Origin of the sequence: Streptomyces sp. NPDC016845 (genome assembly GCF_044332585.1) — a bacterium.
In the GTDB taxonomy this organism is placed as follows: Bacteria; Actinomycetota; Actinomycetes; order Streptomycetales; family Streptomycetaceae; genus Streptomyces.
Map to the genome: position 1 here is coordinate 76,937 of NZ_JBIRPI010000011.1, position 15,673 is coordinate 92,609.

Here is a 15,673-nt window from a genome sequence, read left to right on the forward strand (position 1 = left end):
GGGGCGGGATCAGGCCGGTGACTCGTCGGGGTCCGGGTGCTCCGGATGCACGGTGTCCGATCCTTCGGCTCCGCGCCGCCGTGTGCCCGCCTCGTCCGTGTCGGGGACGTCATCGCCGCGCTCCTCGGGCAGGTCGAGCCCGTCGGTCGCTTCTTCCTCGCCGGCCTGCTGGTCGGGCATGTCCCTGGGGACGGGTGCCTCGTTCCGGTCGTCGAGCCGATGATCAGTCACAGCAGCCTCCATTGTTCGTCACCCGGCACGGGTCCGCACGCGCAGCGCGGACGCGCACCGGGTACCTGCCGGTGCGCGGCCGAAACGTCTCAAGATCCGTCACGCGATGCCAAGGTCTCCCGGGCGGGTCAGCCGCGCAACGTCTTCACCTCCAGGTGGGGGTCGGCCGCGATCTCCGCCGCCGTGAACCGTTCGGTGACCCACCGCTTCCGGCTGAAGAGGCGGGTCTGGTCCGCGTAGTGGGGGGAGGCGGGGTTCGCGGACTGGCCGTAGGTGAGGAGGGTGCGGGCGCGCGGACCGTCCGGGGTGAGTTCGACGGCCATCAGGAAGCTGGAGCCGAACGCGCCGGCCGTCGGGGTGCCGGTGCCGGACTCCGGGCTCGCCTCCAGGACGTTGAAGCAGCCCTTGCCGCCGTCGCAGCCGGGCAGCGGGACACCCGCCCACTTCTGCAGGGTGCCGAGCTTCGTGTCGACGGGCAGTCCTTCGGCGGCGAAGTCCCGCACGGCGTCGGCGAGGGCACGCCCCTGTCCGGTCTCGTCCGGGGAGCGCGACTCCATGAGGTGGTCGTAGTAGGTGCCCCAGAGCGCGGCGCCCCGGCTGTCGGTGTCGGCGCGGGTGTCCCAGCGGGCGAGGACCGCACAGGCCCGCCGCACATCGGTCGCCCTGCCGTCGGTCGCCTCCAGGACCGGGTGGGCCCGGCACAGGGCGACCAGGTCGTCGCGGCCCGTCTCGGCGGACAGCACACGGTTGCCGAACATGGTGGCGCGCAGGGTGCCCGCGGTGAAGCCGGGGGCACCGAGCCCGTCGCTGCCGTCGCGGCGCTCCGCGATCATGCGCAGGCCCAGCTCGGCGCGGAGCCCGAGCCGGTCACCGGTGTCGTACGTGCCGGGGAACCCGGTGAGGGGCGCGTCCCGGTTGGTGTACCGGGGCCCGTTGTTGGAGTTGGCGACGTAGTCGGCGCGGGTCAGTTCGGGCTGGTGGGAGGGGCCGTAGAGGCCGGGCACGAGGGCGTCGGGGTCACTGCCCCAGGCGCAGGCCGAGGTCGAGCCGTCGAGCGCGTCCGGTTCGGCGGGACCCCCCGGAAGGGTGCAGCGTTCGAGTTGGGCGTCGGTGAGGTGCGGCACCGCGGATGCGTCGGTGAAATACGTGTCGCCGCTGGTGTCGGCGGCGAGTGTGTACGTCCACGGGTTGCCCTGCGAGGTGTCCTGGGCGGTCCGCAGTTCGTCGAGGTTGCTCGCCCGGCCCATGGCGAGCCATGTGTTCATGGAACGCAGGTTGTCGGCGTTCGCGTCGCGGTAGGTGTACGCGGTCTTCGTCGTCCAGCCGGTCGACAGGACGGGACCGAAGCGCGAGGTGTACAGGGTGCGTTCGACCGTCGTCAGGCGGCCGTCGGCGCCGCGCACGGTGACCGGGACCGTACGGCGCCCCATGCGCTCGGTCCTGCCGTCGACGACATAGCTGGTCGGGTCGCCCGCCGCGAGTTCCAGCGCGTACATGGAGCCGTGTTCGGCGTCGCTCGCGGTGTGGGTCCAGGCGACGTCCTTGTTGTGGCCGATGAGGACGAGGGGCGTGCCGTAGAGACCCGCGCCGGAGACGTCGAGGGTGCCGGGGATCGTCAGGTGCACCTGGTAGAAGCGCAGGGCGCCGTCGGCCCAGGGCAGGTGCGGGTTGGCGAGGACCATCGCGTTGCCGCCGCGGGTGGCGTCGCGGCCGAGCGCCCAGCCGTTGCTGCCGAAGTCGGCGGAGCGGGCCGGGCCCGGGACGCGGGAGACGCTCGTAGCGGTGTCCGTGCCCGGCGGCCGCGCGTCGCCGATCTCCGGCACCAGCTGCCGTGTGCCGGAGACGCGGTTGACGTCGTGGATGACGCTCCACAGGTCGAGGGCGGTGATCGGGCGGGCCCAGGGCTTGCCCTTGCAGCGCGGGTCCGGCAGGTGGGCGACGCCTGTCTCGCGCAGATAGCGGTTGTAGCCGTCGGCGTACCCCTGGACCATGCGCCGCAGTTCCGGGGTGGGCCCGAGGGGGGCCTCGCGAGCGAGGAGTCTCTCGACCGTGCCCGCGCGGCGCTGCCCCGTGTAATACGCGTCGCTGGCCAGGTTGACGCCCTCGCCGTCGTTCCCGTCGGGGCCGAACCAGCGGGAGCGCTCACCCCGCTGGGTCACCACTTGGTCGGCCAGCTCGCACACGTTGTCCTGCGCGAAGGCGTACCCGTATCCGCGGCCGAGCCCGTCGAAGTCGCGGGCGAGGATGTGCGGGACACCGTACGCGGTCCGGCTGATCCGCACCTCGGAACCCGGGTCGGCGGAGGCGGGCCCCGGCAGGACGGCCGCGAGACCGAGCGCGGCGGTCGCGACGGCCAAACCGCGTCGTGAGAAACGCTGGTGACGTTCTGTCAGTTTCCTGGAATCACCCATGCGCCTCACCCTTCTCGGTGCGGCGACCGGGGGCATCCGCCCCCCGGCGGACTTTTCCGGCCCCCGCTTCCCTCCCGGGTACTACGCCCGCCGATAGACTCCGGGCGTGTCAGCCATGGACGAGATCCGTCGCAGCAAGTACATCAGCCTCACCACGTACCGGAAGGACGGGACGCCGGTCCCGACACCTGTCTGGCACGTGGTGCGTGACGAGCACACGTTGCTCGTGATCACACCCGCCGAATCCTGGAAGGTCAAGCGGCTGCGCAACAACGACGCGGTGACGGTGACCGTGTGCGACGTCCGCGGCCGGACCGCCGCGGACGCCACCCCTGTCACCGGGACCGCCCGGCTGCTAGACGAGGCCGGTACGGAGGCCGCTCAGGCGCTGATCGCCAAGAGATATGTGCTCTCCCGGATCGGCAACGGGTTCCTCAAGCTCCTGCGCGTCCGCAAGAAGCCGAACATCGGCATCTCCGTGACGGTATAGACGCGGGGACCTACTGGCCGACCCTGCCGTCGACGCACTCGCGCAGCAGGTCGGCGTGGCCGCAGTGGCGGGCGTACTCCTCGATGCGGTGGACGAGGAGGCTGCGGACCGAGATCCCGTCCTTGCCGAGGCGTTCGCCGAGGTCGGGGTGGGCGGCAAGGGCGGCGTCGGTCGTCGCCTGCTCCCTCTCCAGATCGGCGAAGGCGGCGTCGACGGCGGCCTGTTCGGGGACGACGTCGTCGAAGTCCGCGTCCTTGCGGCCGTACAGCTTCGGGAGCGGGTCGCCGTCGGTGATCCAGTTGCGCCAGTCGCGCTCCACCTCGGCGAGATGGCGGACCATGCCGAGCAGCGACATCGAGGAGGGCGGTACCGAGCGGCGGGCCAGTTGCTCCGCGTCCAGGCCGTCGCACTTCATACGGAGGGTCGCGCGGTAGCCGGACAGATAGTCCTCGAGGGTGGCGAGTTCGCCTTCGGGTTCGGGCCCGTCGCTGTCGCGGGGGTCGTCGTCCGGGTCGACCCACATGTCGGGGTAGGTGGTCGCGCGGGTCCATCGTGCGGGTTGGTCGGTCATGCGGGCCATGATCGGACGTGAGGCCCCGGCCCGCCACCTCTTTACCCGGACTCCTGGACTTCGCCGCCGGCGTGGACAGCGGGGCGTCGGACACGCCGGCGACGAAGGTTTCAGGAGGGGGCCGGGATCAGCCCTGCTTGATCCGGGATCAGCCTTGCTTGATCCGGGATCAAGCCTTGCTCGATCCGGTAGCAGCCCTGCTCGATCCGGTATCAGCCCTGCTTGACGACGAACTGCGAGCCGGGCTCGGTCAGGATGTCGCCCTGTGCCGAGTTGCTGATGGTCACGTTCTCGAGCGTGGCGCTGCCGCGCGCACCGGACATGGCCAGGATGCCGGAGCCGTTGTTCGATCTGTCGATGGTCACGTTCGTGACCCGCACATCGGGCATCTCACCACCTCCTGTCTTGAACTGGATGCCGTCATACGTGGAGTCGTGGATGTCGGTGTCGCGGATCGTGACACCCGGGATCGGCTGGCCCTGCGCGAACAGGGTGATCGCGCCGAACTCCTGGTCCTCGTTCCAGAAGGCCCCGCCGGCGCGGTACAGGCCGTTGTTGGCGATCAGGGTCGTCCCGGTGAACGGCAGCGGGTCGTGGTCGGTGGCGAGCATGATCCCGGGGTAGTTCATGGTGTCCGAGATCAGGTTGTTCTCGATCGTGTTGCCGTAGCCGCCGTAGATCGCGACGCCGTTGGCCCGCCAGGGCAGCTGGACGGTGTTGTTGCGGAAGTGGTTGTCGTGGCCGACGTCGACGGACGTGTCCTTCACGTACTTGTTGGCCCAGACGGCCATCGCGTCGTCGCCGGTGTTGCGGAAGGTGGAGTTGTAGACGGTCGAGTTGCGGGTGCCGTTGGAGAAGTTGACGCCGTCGGCATACGTGTCGCGGATGCGGACGCCGTTGAACTCGACGCCGTCGCCGGGGTTCCACAGCTCCGGGATGTTGGAGTAGTCGCGGCCGACCCAGGCGGCCACGTTGGCGTGCTCGATCCACACGTTGGTGATCTTGGTGTTCTTGCCGAAGCGGCCGTTGAGCGCGACGCCGCCCTCCGCGTTGCCGTCACCGCCCCGGATGGTGCCCGAGCCGAAGATGGCGATGTCGGAGATCTTGGTGTTGTCGTCGATGTCGAAGCCGAAATTGCCCTCGTGCGGGTGGTTGATGCCGCCCGCGTCCTGCGGTGCGATGAGGGAGTACAGCTGCGAGTGCCACATGCCGGCGCCCTTGACGGTGACGTCGCGGATGCCGACCTGGTTGTACTGGCCGCGGTTCTGCGGGTCGTCGGTCAGGATCTTCTTCTCCTGGCGCCACTGGCCGGCCGGGATCCACACGCACGGGATCTGTCCGGCCTGGTCGGCGGTGACGGCGCGCTGGATGGCGTCGGCGTCGTCGATGCCGTCATTGGGCACGGCGCCGTACTGGGCGATGGAGACGCAGTCGGCGGGCTTGGCGGCCGGGGCGGCGACCTGCTCCAGGTCGATCAGGTCGACGACGTAGAAGGCGGCCGTGTCACCGCTGTCGCGCTGGAGGCGGAACGTGGTGCCCTCGGGGTAGGTGTCGGTGAGCAGCGCGTGAGCCTCGTCGAACAGCCGCCGCGCGTCGCCGCCGGGCCGGTTGGTGAGCCCCTCGGGGTCGTCGGTGGTACCGTAGAGCCAGCTGTGCTTGGACGACAGGTTGAGCTTGCGGACGAAGGTGCCGTTGGCGTAGAGGCTGAGGGTCGCCTCCTGTCCGCCGCCCGCCGCGGCGTCGGGGATGGAGTTGCGGACGACGACGGAGTTCGTCGGCGTCGTGGAGGTGAACTCGACGTACTGACCGGTCGAGTTGAGCCGGACCGACTTGCGGCCCGATGACTCGGTGGCGAAGTTGGTGTGGCCGAAGGTGCGCTTGGCATCCGTCGTCAGGACGGTGCCGTTGGTCCTGCCGTCCTCCGCCTCGTACTCGGTGTAGGGCACGGCGGCACCGCGTCCGACGACGAGAGTGCGGGCGTAGGTGTTGTTGTTCTCGTTGGTCTCGGTCAGCCTGTTCGTCGCGTCGGCGGTGGCGGTGAGCGCGGCGCCGCCGTTGGCGGCGGTCCAGGTGCCGCTGATGGCGACGGTGGTGGAGGCGCCCGCGGCGATGGCGTCGGCCGTGCCGGTCAGGGTGGTGCCGCCGACGGTGAGCCGGGTGACGGTCCCGGCGGCTGCCTGGCTCGTGCCCCGGTTGTGCACGGTGACGCCGAAGGAGACCTTCGAGCCGACGGCGGGGTTGGCCGGGTTGGTGGTGACGCCGGTGACCTCGAGGTCCGGGCCGGGCGCCTGGGCGACGACCAGCTTGGAGTCGGCGTTGCGGCTGTTGTTGGTGTTGTCCAGTTCGGCGACGGCGTCCGTCGGGTCCACGACGGCGGAGACGGTGTAGCTGCCCGTCGGGTGGGTGCCGGCCTTGACGGGCACCTGCACCGACGCGCCCGCGGCGAGCGCGCCGACGGAGGCGCTTGCGGCGACGGTGCCTTCGAGGCTGACGTCGACCGTGGTGGCGGGGGCCGCGGCCGTTCCGGCGTTGCGGACGGTCGCCTCGACGGTGACGGGGTCGGCCTCGGAGGGCGAGCTGGGCGACCAGGTCAGCCCGGTGACGGTCAGGTCGGGGGCGGGTGCCGCCGCGCCGACGACCTCGAACTCGGCTACCTGACCGCCGCCCGCCCCGGTGTTGCCGGAGAACTGCAGGCGTACGTCGGCGTAGCGGCCGGTGACGGGGATCGTGACGGTGTTCTTGCCGGAGGCCGGGTCGAAGGTGTACTGGGCGCCGGCCTTCAGCGTCGTGAAGTCGGTGGCGCCCGCCTTGCGGCCGAGGACCTGGAGGGTCTGGGTGCGGGTGCTCCAGGCGGCGTTCGGGTTGAGCTTGAGGACGACGCCGCTCAGGTCCGCGTCGGCGCCGAGCTTCACGGTCAGCGATGAGGACTGGCCGCTCGCCTCCCAGTACGTGTCGGTGCTACCGTCGTTGGCGTTGGGCGCGAGGTAGTTCTGCGTCGTCGAGGTCGCCTCGATCGGCTTGCGCAGGGCGAGGTTGGTCCCGGCGGGCGGTTCCTGCGGCTCCTCGCCGTCGGGTGCGCCGACGACCTCGACCTCGGACAACTGGGCGGCGTTCCAGCCGGTGTTGTCGCTGACCTGCACCCGCACGTAGCGGGTCTCGGCGGTGACACCGACGGACACGCTGTTGCCGGAGCCGGGTGCGAAGTTCCGCTTCGCCGCCGCCGACAGGGTGCTGAAGGCGCTGCCGTCGGCGCTGCCCTGGACCGCGACGGTCTCGGTGCGGGCCTCCCAGGACGCGGGGAGCTTCAGCACGACGCCGCTGACGTCGACCGTGCGGCCGAGGTCGATCTGCACCCACTGCGGGAACGAACCGGTGGGCCCCTCCCAGTACGTGGCCTGGCTGCCGTCGGTCACGTTCGCGGCGGGGTAGCCGTCATGGACGCCACCGGTCGTGACCGGCCTGCCCAATGCCACGTTCTCGTCGGCCGCCGCGGCGTGGGCCGCGACCGGCACGAGACCGACGGTCAGCAGCCCCGCCGTCACCGTGCCGGCGAGCCATCGCCATCTATGACGTGCCCCTGACATATGCACCATGACGCTCCCGTCGTCCAAGTATTGAGTTGCTCTGTCAATTTTTTGCGTTCAATCGGTGGACAGATTCGCGTCACGAGTCAGGGCTGTCAACGGTTACGACAGATTTTGCTGACACGCGGCCCCTAGAGGCTCGGCGCCCGGGAGACAAGGAGAACAAGGTCACACCCGCTCCACCTGCTGCGCGCCTGTCGGTCTGCCCTAGCATCCCGACCATGACGGTCCTGCCTGACGACGGGCTTTCCCTCGCAGCCGAGTTCCCTGACGCGACGCATGAGCAGTGGCAGCACCTGGTCGCGGGTGTGCTGCGCAAGTCGGGCAAGGAAGTCACGGCCGACGAGGCGGAAGACGCCCTGTCCACCGCATTGGAGGACGGGCTGCGCGCCCGCCCCTTGTACACGTCCGACGACACCGCCGCCCCCGCCGGGCTGCCCGGGTTCGCCCCCTTCGTACGGGGCGGCCGGGCCGAGGGCAACACCGTCGGCGGCTGGGACGTACGCCAGCGGCACACGGTCGCCGACTCCGGCCAGCTCCTCGCGGACCTGGAGAACGGTGTCACCTCCCTGTGGCTCACGACGGGCGAAGACACCCTCTTCCCCGTCTCCGCGCTGCCCGCCGCCCTCGACGGCGTCCTGCTCGACCTGGCCCCCGTCGTGCTCGACGCGGGCGCCGAAGTTGACGCCGCCGCACGGGCGTTGCTCGCGCTGTACGAGGAGAGGGGCGTCGCCCCCGACGCGGTCCGGGGCAACCTGGGCGCGGACCCGCTCGGCCACGAGGCCCGCACCGGCGAGTCGTACGGCACCGCGCCCGTACGGGACCTCGCCCGGCTGTGCGCGGAGCGGTACCCGGGGCTTCGCGCACTGACCGTGGACGCGCTGCCCTACCACGAGGCCGGCGCCTCGGCCGCGCAGGAGCTGGGCTCCTCCCTCGCCACCGGCGTCGCCTATCTGCGCGAGCTGACCGACGCGGGCCTGAGCGTCGAACAGGCCCTCGGCCAGGTGGAGTTCCGCTACGCGGCGGGCGCCGACCAGTTCCTCACCATCGCCACCTTCCGCGCCGCGCGCCGCCTCTGGGCCCGCGTCGCCGAGGCGTGCGGGGCGCCCCGGTCGGGCGCGCAGCTCCAGCACGCCGTGACCTCGCCGGTGATGATGACGCGCCGCGACCCGTGGGTGAACATGCTGCGCACGACGATCGCGACGCTCGCCGCGGGTGTGGGCGGCGCCGACTCGGTGACGGTGCTCCCCTTCGACCACGCGCTCGGCCTGCCCGACGCGTTCGCCCGGCGCATCGCCCGCAACACCTCCGGCATCCTCATCGAGGAGTCGCACCTCGCCCGCGTCATCGACCCGGCGGGCGGCTCCTGGTACGTGGAGCGGCTGACCGACGAACTCGCCCATGCCGGCTGGGAGTTCTTCCAGGAGATCGAGCGCGCGGGCGGCCAGGCCGCCGCCCTGCGCTCCGGCCTGGTCCACGACCGGCTCGCCGCCACCTGGGCCGCGCGGAGCAAGAAGCTCGCCACACGCCGCGAACCGGTCACCGGCGTCAGCGAGTTCCCGCACCTGGCCGAGAAGCCGGTGCACCGCGAGCCGGTGCCCGCGCCGCCGCCCGGGGGCCTGCCCCGGGTGCGCAGGGACGAGGCGTTCGAGGAGTTGCGGGCCCGCTCCGACACATATCTCGCGAAGACCGGGGCGCGGCCGCGGGTGTACCTCGCCGCGCTCGGCTCCGCCTCCGCCCACACCGCCCGCCTCACCTTCGCGGCCAACCTGTTCCAGGCGGGCGGTGTCGAAGCCGTCACCGAGGGCGGGTTCGCGGAGAGCGGCGCCCAGGACGTGTGCCTGTGCTCCAGCGACGCGGTCTACGGGGAACAGGCCGAGGCCGCCGTGCGGGAGCTGCGGGCCGCCGGTGCCCGGCACGTGTTCCTCGCGGGCCGCCCGCACACGTATGCCGGCGTCGACACCTACGTATACGCAGGCTGTGACGCCGTGGCCGTGCTCACCGCCACGCTCGACCGTTTGGGAGTCTCCTCATGACCGGCCCCCGCATCCCCGACTTCTCCGCGATCGACCTCGGCACCCCGGCGCCCGACACCGGGACCGAGGAGTGGCGCGCCGCCGTGAAGGGCGCCGCCGACGGCGCCGACCTGCAGTGGGAGACCCCCGAGGGCATCCCGGTCAAGCCGCTCTACACCGGGCAGGACCTGGAGGGCCTCGACTTCCTGCACACCTATCCGGGCACGGCCCCGTACCTGCGCGGCCCGTACCCGACGATGTACGTGAACCAGCCCTGGACGATCCGGCAGTACGCGGGATTCTCCACGGCCGAGGAGTCCAACGCCTTCTACCGGCGCAACCTCGCGGCGGGCCAGAAGGGCCTGTCGGTCGCCTTCGACCTGCCCACACACCGGGGTTACGACAGCGACCACCCCCGTGTGACCGGTGACGTCGGCATGGCGGGTGTCGCCATCGACTCCATCTACGACATGCGCCAGCTCTTCGACGGCATCCCGCTGGACCGGATGTCGGTGTCGATGACGATGAACGGCGCCGTGCTGCCCGTGCTCGCGCTGTACATCGTGGCGGCGGAGGAGCAGGGCGTACCGCCCGAGAAGCTGGCCGGGACCATCCAGAACGACATCCTCAAGGAGTTCATGGTCCGCAACACGTACATCTATCCGCCGAAGCCGTCGATGCGGATCATCTCCGACATCTTCGCCTACACCTCGCAGCGGATGCCGCGCTACAACTCCATCTCCATCTCCGGCTACCACATCCAGGAGGCGGGCGCGACGGCCGACCTGGAGCTGGCCTACACGCTGGCCGACGGGGTCGAGTACATCCGCGCGGGGCGCGAGGCAGGCCTCGACGTGGACGCGTTCGCGCCGCGCCTGTCGTTCTTCTGGGCGATCGGCATGAACTTCTTCATGGAGATCGCCAAGCTGCGCGCGGCGCGGCTCCTGTGGGCGAAGCTGGTCAAGCAGTTCGAGCCGCAGAACGCCAAGTCGCTGTCGCTGCGCACCCATTCGCAGACGTCGGGCTGGTCGCTGACCGCGCAGGACGTGTTCAACAACGTCACACGTACGTGTGTGGAGGCGATGGCGGCGACCCAGGGCCACACCCAGTCGCTGCACACCAACGCGCTCGACGAGGCGCTCGCCCTGCCCACCGACTTCTCCGCGCGGATCGCCCGCAACACGCAGCTGCTGCTCCAGCAGGAGTCCGGCACGGCACGGGTGATCGACCCGTGGGGCGGCAGCGCGTACGTGGAGAAGCTGACGTACGACCTCGCGCGCCGGGCCTGGCAGCACATCCAGGAGGTCGAGCAGGCGGGCGGGATGGCCAAGGCCATCGACGCGGGCATCCCCAAGCTCCGCATCGAGGAGGCCGCGGCCCGCACCCAGGCGCGTATCGACTCCGGACGGCAGCCGGTCATCGGCGTCAACAAGTACCGGGTCGACTCCGACGAGCAGATCGACGTGCTCAAGGTCGACAACTCCTCCGTGCGCGCCCAGCAGATCGCCAAGTTGCGGCGCTTGCGCGAGGAACGCGACGAGACCGTCTGCCAGGACGCGCTCGCCGCCCTCACCCGCGCCGCGGACGGCGACGGCAACCTTCTCGAACTCGCCGTGCACGCCGCGCGCGCGAAGGCGACCGTCGGGGAGATCTCCGACGCCCTGGAGAAGGTGTACGGGCGCCACGCCGGGCAGATCCGTACGATCTCCGGCGTGTACCGCAACGAAGCAGGTGAGTCCGGGGCAGTGGAGCGCACACGTACCCGCGTCGAGGAGTTCGCCGAGGCGGAGGGGCGCCGGCCGCGCATCCTCGTCGCCAAGATGGGTCAGGACGGACACGACCGCGGGCAGAAGGTGATCGCGACGGCCTTCGCCGACCTGGGCTTCGACGTCGACGTCGGCCCGCTGTTCCAGACCCCGGGCGAGGTGGCGCGGCAGGCCGTCGAGGCGGACGTGCACATCGTCGGGGTGTCCTCGCTCGCCGCCGGGCACCTCACCCTCGTACCGGCGCTGCGCGAGGCGCTCGCCGAGGAGGGGCGCGAGGACATCATGGTCGTGGTGGGCGGGGTGATCCCGCCACAGGACGTGGCGACGCTCCTGGAGATGGGCGCCGCCGCGGTCTTCCCGCCCGGCACCGTGATCCCGGACGCCGCCCACGACCTGGTGGAGCGCCTCGCGGCCGGTCTCGGGCACGACGAGCACGACGCCCTGTGAGCCGGTGACTCGATGGCCATCGACCTCGACACGTATGTCAAAGGTGTGCTCGACGGGAAGCGGGCGGTCGTCGCCCGCGCGATCACTCTCGTCGAGTCCACCCGGCCCCGGCACCGGGCGCTGGCGCAGCAGTTGCTCACCGAACTCCTTCCGCACAGCGGGCGGGCGCGGCGCATCGGTGTGAGCGGTGTCCCGGGTGTCGGCAAATCGACGTTCATCGACGCCTTCGGCACGATGCTCACCGGGCTCGGGCACCGGGTGGCGGTGCTCGCCGTCGACCCGTCGTCCAGCAGGACCGGCGGGTCGATCCTCGGCGACAAGACGCGGATGGAGCGGCTCGCCGTCGACCCGGCGGCGTTCGTGCGCCCCTCCCCCACCGCCGGGACGCTCGGCGGTGTCGCCAAGGCCACGCGCGAGTCGATCGTCGTCATGGAGGCCGCCGGCTACGACGTGGTGCTCGTGGAGACGGTGGGCGTCGGGCAGTCCGAGACGGCCGTCGCCGACATGGTCGACTCGTTCCTGCTGCTGACGCTGGCGCGGACCGGCGACCAGTTGCAGGGCATCAAGAAGGGCGTCCTCGAGCTGGCCGACGTGGTCAGCGTCAACAAGGCCGACGGTCCGCACGAGCGCGACGCACGGGCTGCCGCGCGGGAGCTTTCGGGCGCCCTGCGCCTCATGCACGGCAAGGACGCGTTCTGGACGCCGCCCGTGCTCAGTTGCAGCGCCCGCGAGTCGACCGGCCTGGACGCGGTGTGGGAGCGGCTCGAACAGCACCGGACGCTGCTCGACTCCTCGGGCCGGCTCGCGGAGCGCCGGCGGGAGCAGCAGGTCGGCTGGGCCTGGACGATGGTCCGCGACGAGCTCCTGGAGAGCCTGCGGGCGGATCCGGGGGTGCGGTCGCTCGCGCCCGGGCTGGAGCGGCAACTGCGGGACGGTGAACTCACCGCCACGCTGGCCGCCGAGCGGATCCTGGACGCCTTCAGGGGCCGCTGACCGCGGGTCGCTCTGTGTTACTGTCAGCCGTTTGTGCGGTCGACCGGGCCTTCCCCAGACGTTCCGGTACGTTCCGGTACGTTCCCCTGACGGAAGGCTCCCCATGAACGTCTCCTTCGCCGACCTCGGCCTGCCCGGGGAGGTGCTGCGCACCCTCGGCGAGCAGGGGGTGAGCGAGCCGTTCCCGATCCAGGCGGCCACGGTGCCCGACGCGCTCGCCGGACGCGACGTCCTGGGGCGCGGGCGCACCGGCTCCGGCAAGACCCTCGCGTTCGGCCTGCCGCTGCTCGTGCGGACGGCCGGGCGGCGTGCGGAGGCGAAGCAGCCCCTCGCGCTGGTCCTCGTACCGACGCGGGAGCTGGCGCAGCAGGTGACCGAGGCGCTCGCGCCGTACGCGCGGGCGCTCGGGCTGCGGACGGCCACCGTCGTGGGCGGCATGTCGATCGGTCGGCAGATCTCCGAGCTGCGGGACGGGGTCGAGGTCGTCGTCGCCACCCCGGGCCGGCTGCACGACCTGATCGAACGCAAGGCGTGCCGTCTCGGCCGGGTCCGGATCACCGTCCTCGACGAGGCGGACCAGATGTGCGACATGGGGTTCCTGCCGCAGGTGACCGAGGCGCTCGACCAGGTGCACGCCGACGGTCAGCGCATGCTGTTCTCGGCGACCCTGGAGCGCGACGTCGAGCAGCTGGTCGGCAGCTACCTGCACTCCCCCGTCGTGCACAGCGCCGATCCGGCGACGAGCGCGGTCACGACAATGGATCATCACGTGTTCGTCGTCCACGGGCCCGACCGGTGGGCCGTCACCACCGAGATCGCCGCGCGTGACGGCCGTGTCCTGCTGTTTCTGGACACCAAGCACGGCGTCGACCAGCTGACCCGGCATCTGCGGGCCAGCGGCGTGGACGCGGCCGGGCTGCACAGCGGCAAGTCGCAGCCGCAGCGGACGCGGACCCTGGCGCAGTTCAAGAGCGGCAAGGTCCCCGTCCTCGTGGCGACCAATGTCGCGGCGCGCGGACTGCACGTCGACGACCTCGACCTCGTGGTGAACGTCGACCCGCCCACCGACCCCAAGGACTATCTGCACCGCGCGGGGCGCACGGCACGCGCCGGGGAGTCCGGGCGGGTCGTCACCCTGGTCCTCTCCGGGCAGCGCCGGGAGCTGAGCAAGGTCATGGCCGACGCCGGGATCGAGGCGAAGGTCTCCAAGGTCCGCTCGGGCGAGGCCGAGCTGAGCCGCGTCACCGGGGCGAAGGCGCCCTCGGGCAAGCCGCTCGACGGCGGACCGGCGGCCGCGCCCGCCAACCCGAACAAGCCGTTCCGCGGCATCGGCACCAGCAAGGACACCTCGTCGCGCGGCACGTCCCGCAAGTCCGCCGAGGCCCGCAAGCTCGCCGAGGCACGGCAGGCGGCCCGGGTACGGCGCGGGCGCTGAGGCCCGCGCCGACGGCAGCGGGTCAGCTCTGCTCCGACACGGCCGGGGTCTCACCCGCCTTGTCGACCACCGCCTGGGCGAGCACGGCCTCGCCGGACATGAGCGTTCCGGCCTCGCCGTACCGCGTGTCCCTGATCAGGTAGGTGCGGGAGCCCAGAAGGTGCAGGTCCTTCTTGTCGAAGACCCATTCGGTGCGGGTGCCGAAGGTCGTGTCGTCGCGGGAGATTCCGACGCCCTTGCGGCCGATGGCGTCCTGGGCGTCGGGCGCCTCGCTCACGCCGGGGATCCGGGCCGCCGCCCGGTGGAGCGCGGCGGCCGTCCCGGGCGGCATCACCGTGCCGACCAGCGAGCCGATCTCCTCGAAGACCGCCTGGTCCCGCTCCTGCCCCTCCTCCCCGGACTTCGGCGTCCTCGCGTACAGGTACGTGAGCAGCTTGTCGGGGTCGGTGGGCAGTGACGCCAGCCAGTTGTACGTGGGGCGGCCGAGGCCGGCGGGCGTGCCCTTGTCGTCGCCCGGTTCGGCGTCCTGTCCGAGACGTTCCTGACCGCCTGGCGGGCGAGGGAACGCCTGCACGACGACGGAGGGTCCCTGCGCCCCTGGCTCCTCGGCATGGCCACGCACAAGGCCGAGAACGCCCGGCGCGGCCTGCGCCGCCGCATCGCCTACCTGGCCCGCCATCGGGAGCCGGAGGTGATCGCCGAGTTCGCGCCCGAGGTCGCCGGACGCGTCGACGACGCCCGCCGCCTGCGCGCCGTCTCTGTGTCCCTCACAGTGATGACCTCTCCGCCGCCCCGGCGGAGTTCCTGTGATCTGTGCCATACCCGCACGCCGTGCGTCGCGCGATCAACGTACTACGCTGTTTCGACCTTGAGGCAGCACGCCGGACCCGACCACCCCGGAGGCAGCTCGTGACCCAGGAGAAGACGCCGGAGAAGGCGCTGGAGAAGTCCCAGCGGGACAGCCAGGCACCGCATTCGGCCCGGATCTGGAACTACTGGCTCGGCGGCAAGGACTGTTACGAGGTCGATCGCGAGGTCGGCGACGCCATCCAGGCGGTCAACCCGGAGATCGTGCACGTGGCGCGTGCGCAGCGGGCGTTCCTCGCGCGGGCGGTCTCCCACCTCGTCCAGGACGCGGGCATCCTGCAGTTCCTCGACATCGGTACGGGGCTCCCCACCATCGACAACACGCACGACGTCGCCCAGCGCCACGACCCGGGCGCCCGGATCGTCTACGTGGACCACGATCCGGTCGTCCTGCGCCACGCGGAGGCGCTGCTCACGAGTACGCCGCAGGGGGCGACGGACTACATCGAGGCGGATCTGCGCGACCCGGCGAGCATCCTGCGCCAGGCGGCCCACACCCTGGATTTCGACAAGCCGGTCGCGCTGATGCTGCTCGGCGTCGTCGCCCATGTCACCGACGACCACGCCTACACCCTCGTCGAGGAGCTCAAGTCGGCGCTGCCCGGCGGCAGTCACCTCGTCCTGTGCGACAGCACGGCGGAGTACCACCCGGAGGCGACGCGGGCGATGGTCGAGCAGTGGAACAACACCAGTGACAACCCGCGGGTCAATCGCAGCCCGGCGCAGATCGCCCGGTTCTTCGACGGTCTCGAACTGGCCGAGCCCGGACTGACCTCGGTGTCGCGGTGGCGGCCCGCGGTGACCGGCGCCGGGGTGCCGGCGCCGGTCAGCAGCTACGGCGGCGTCGGCCGCAAGCCGTGAGC

General features: G+C 71.4%; 11 protein-coding genes and 1 pseudogene. 7 read left to right on the forward strand and 5 right to left on the reverse strand.

What is annotated here, in order from left to right; all coding sequences use genetic code 11:
• Window positions 1-9 precede the first annotated feature (9 nt).
• Window positions 10-231: a hypothetical protein gene (locus tag ACH4RC_RS25115; RefSeq protein WP_398204861.1), complete on the reverse strand. Its 222-nt coding sequence runs from the start codon at window positions 229-231 to the stop codon at window positions 10-12.
• Between the two features lie 128 nt (window positions 232-359).
• A complete protein-coding gene (locus ACH4RC_RS25120) occupies window positions 360-2,588 on the reverse strand; it encodes a penicillin acylase family protein (protein WP_398204863.1) in 2,229 nt (742 codons plus the stop codon).
• Between the two features lie 169 nt (window positions 2,589-2,757).
• Here ACH4RC_RS25120 and ACH4RC_RS25125 point away from each other — a divergent pair, with 169 nt between their 5' ends.
• Window positions 2,758-3,132: a PPOX class F420-dependent oxidoreductase gene (locus ACH4RC_RS25125; protein WP_398205163.1), complete on the forward strand. Its 375-nt coding sequence runs from the start codon at window positions 2,758-2,760 to the stop codon at window positions 3,130-3,132.
• A gap of 10 nt (window positions 3,133-3,142) precedes the next feature.
• On the opposite strand, the gene ACH4RC_RS25130 is transcribed toward ACH4RC_RS25125, so the two are convergent.
• Window positions 3,143-3,712: a DinB family protein gene (locus tag ACH4RC_RS25130; RefSeq protein ID WP_398204866.1), complete on the reverse strand. Its 570-nt coding sequence runs from the start codon at window positions 3,710-3,712 to the stop codon at window positions 3,143-3,145.
• A 203-nt stretch (window positions 3,713-3,915) separates the two neighbouring features.
• Window positions 3,916-7,287 (reverse strand): CARDB domain-containing protein, encoded by a 3,372-nt coding sequence (locus tag ACH4RC_RS25135; RefSeq protein ID WP_398205165.1) that lies wholly within the window; start codon window positions 7,285-7,287, stop codon window positions 3,916-3,918.
• 221 nt (window positions 7,288-7,508) lie between these two features.
• Here ACH4RC_RS25135 and ACH4RC_RS25140 point away from each other — a divergent pair, with 221 nt between their 5' ends.
• The 4 genes from ACH4RC_RS25140 (at window position 7,509) to ACH4RC_RS25155 (ending at window position 13,943) form a co-directional block, all read left to right on the forward strand.
• On the forward strand, window positions 7,509-9,323 hold the full coding sequence (locus ACH4RC_RS25140) for a methylmalonyl-CoA mutase family protein (RefSeq protein ID WP_398204869.1): 1,815 nt from the start codon (window positions 7,509-7,511) through the stop codon (window positions 9,321-9,323).
• Window positions 9,320-11,515 carry a methylmalonyl-CoA mutase gene (gene scpA / locus ACH4RC_RS25145; protein WP_398204871.1) on the forward strand — a complete coding sequence of 732 codons (2,196 nt, stop codon included), beginning with the start codon at window positions 9,320-9,322 and terminating at the stop codon, window positions 11,513-11,515. Before ACH4RC_RS25140 ends, scpA begins: the two co-directional genes overlap by 4 nt.
• A gap of 12 nt (window positions 11,516-11,527) precedes the next feature.
• Window positions 11,528-12,508, forward strand: a complete 981-nt coding sequence (gene meaB, locus ACH4RC_RS25150; RefSeq protein ID WP_398204873.1) for a methylmalonyl Co-A mutase-associated GTPase MeaB — start codon at window positions 11,528-11,530, stop codon at window positions 12,506-12,508.
• Between the two features lie 103 nt (window positions 12,509-12,611).
• On the forward strand, window positions 12,612-13,943 hold the full coding sequence (locus ACH4RC_RS25155; RefSeq protein WP_398204875.1) for a DEAD/DEAH box helicase: 1,332 nt from the start codon (window positions 12,612-12,614) through the stop codon (window positions 13,941-13,943).
• Window positions 13,944-13,965: 22 nt separating this feature from the next.
• On the opposite strand, the gene ACH4RC_RS25160 is transcribed toward ACH4RC_RS25155, so the two are convergent.
• Window positions 13,966-14,517, reverse strand: coding sequence for a CU044_5270 family protein (locus tag ACH4RC_RS25160; RefSeq protein ID WP_398204878.1), 552 nt, complete (start codon window positions 14,515-14,517; stop codon window positions 13,966-13,968).
• Between ACH4RC_RS25160 and ACH4RC_RS25165 the strand changes: the two are divergent.
• Together ACH4RC_RS25165 and ACH4RC_RS25170 are read left to right on the forward strand one after the other, a co-directional pair.
• Window positions 14,470-14,700 (forward strand): annotated as a pseudogene (locus ACH4RC_RS25165) (sigma factor); the annotation flags it as partial. The gene ACH4RC_RS25160 and the pseudogene ACH4RC_RS25165 overlap by 48 nt on opposite strands.
• Window positions 14,701-14,852: 152 nt before the next feature.
• Window positions 14,853-15,671: an SAM-dependent methyltransferase gene (locus tag ACH4RC_RS25170; RefSeq protein WP_398204880.1), complete on the forward strand. Its 819-nt coding sequence runs from the start codon at window positions 14,853-14,855 to the stop codon at window positions 15,669-15,671.
• The last annotated feature ends 2 nt before the right edge of the window (window positions 15,672-15,673 follow it).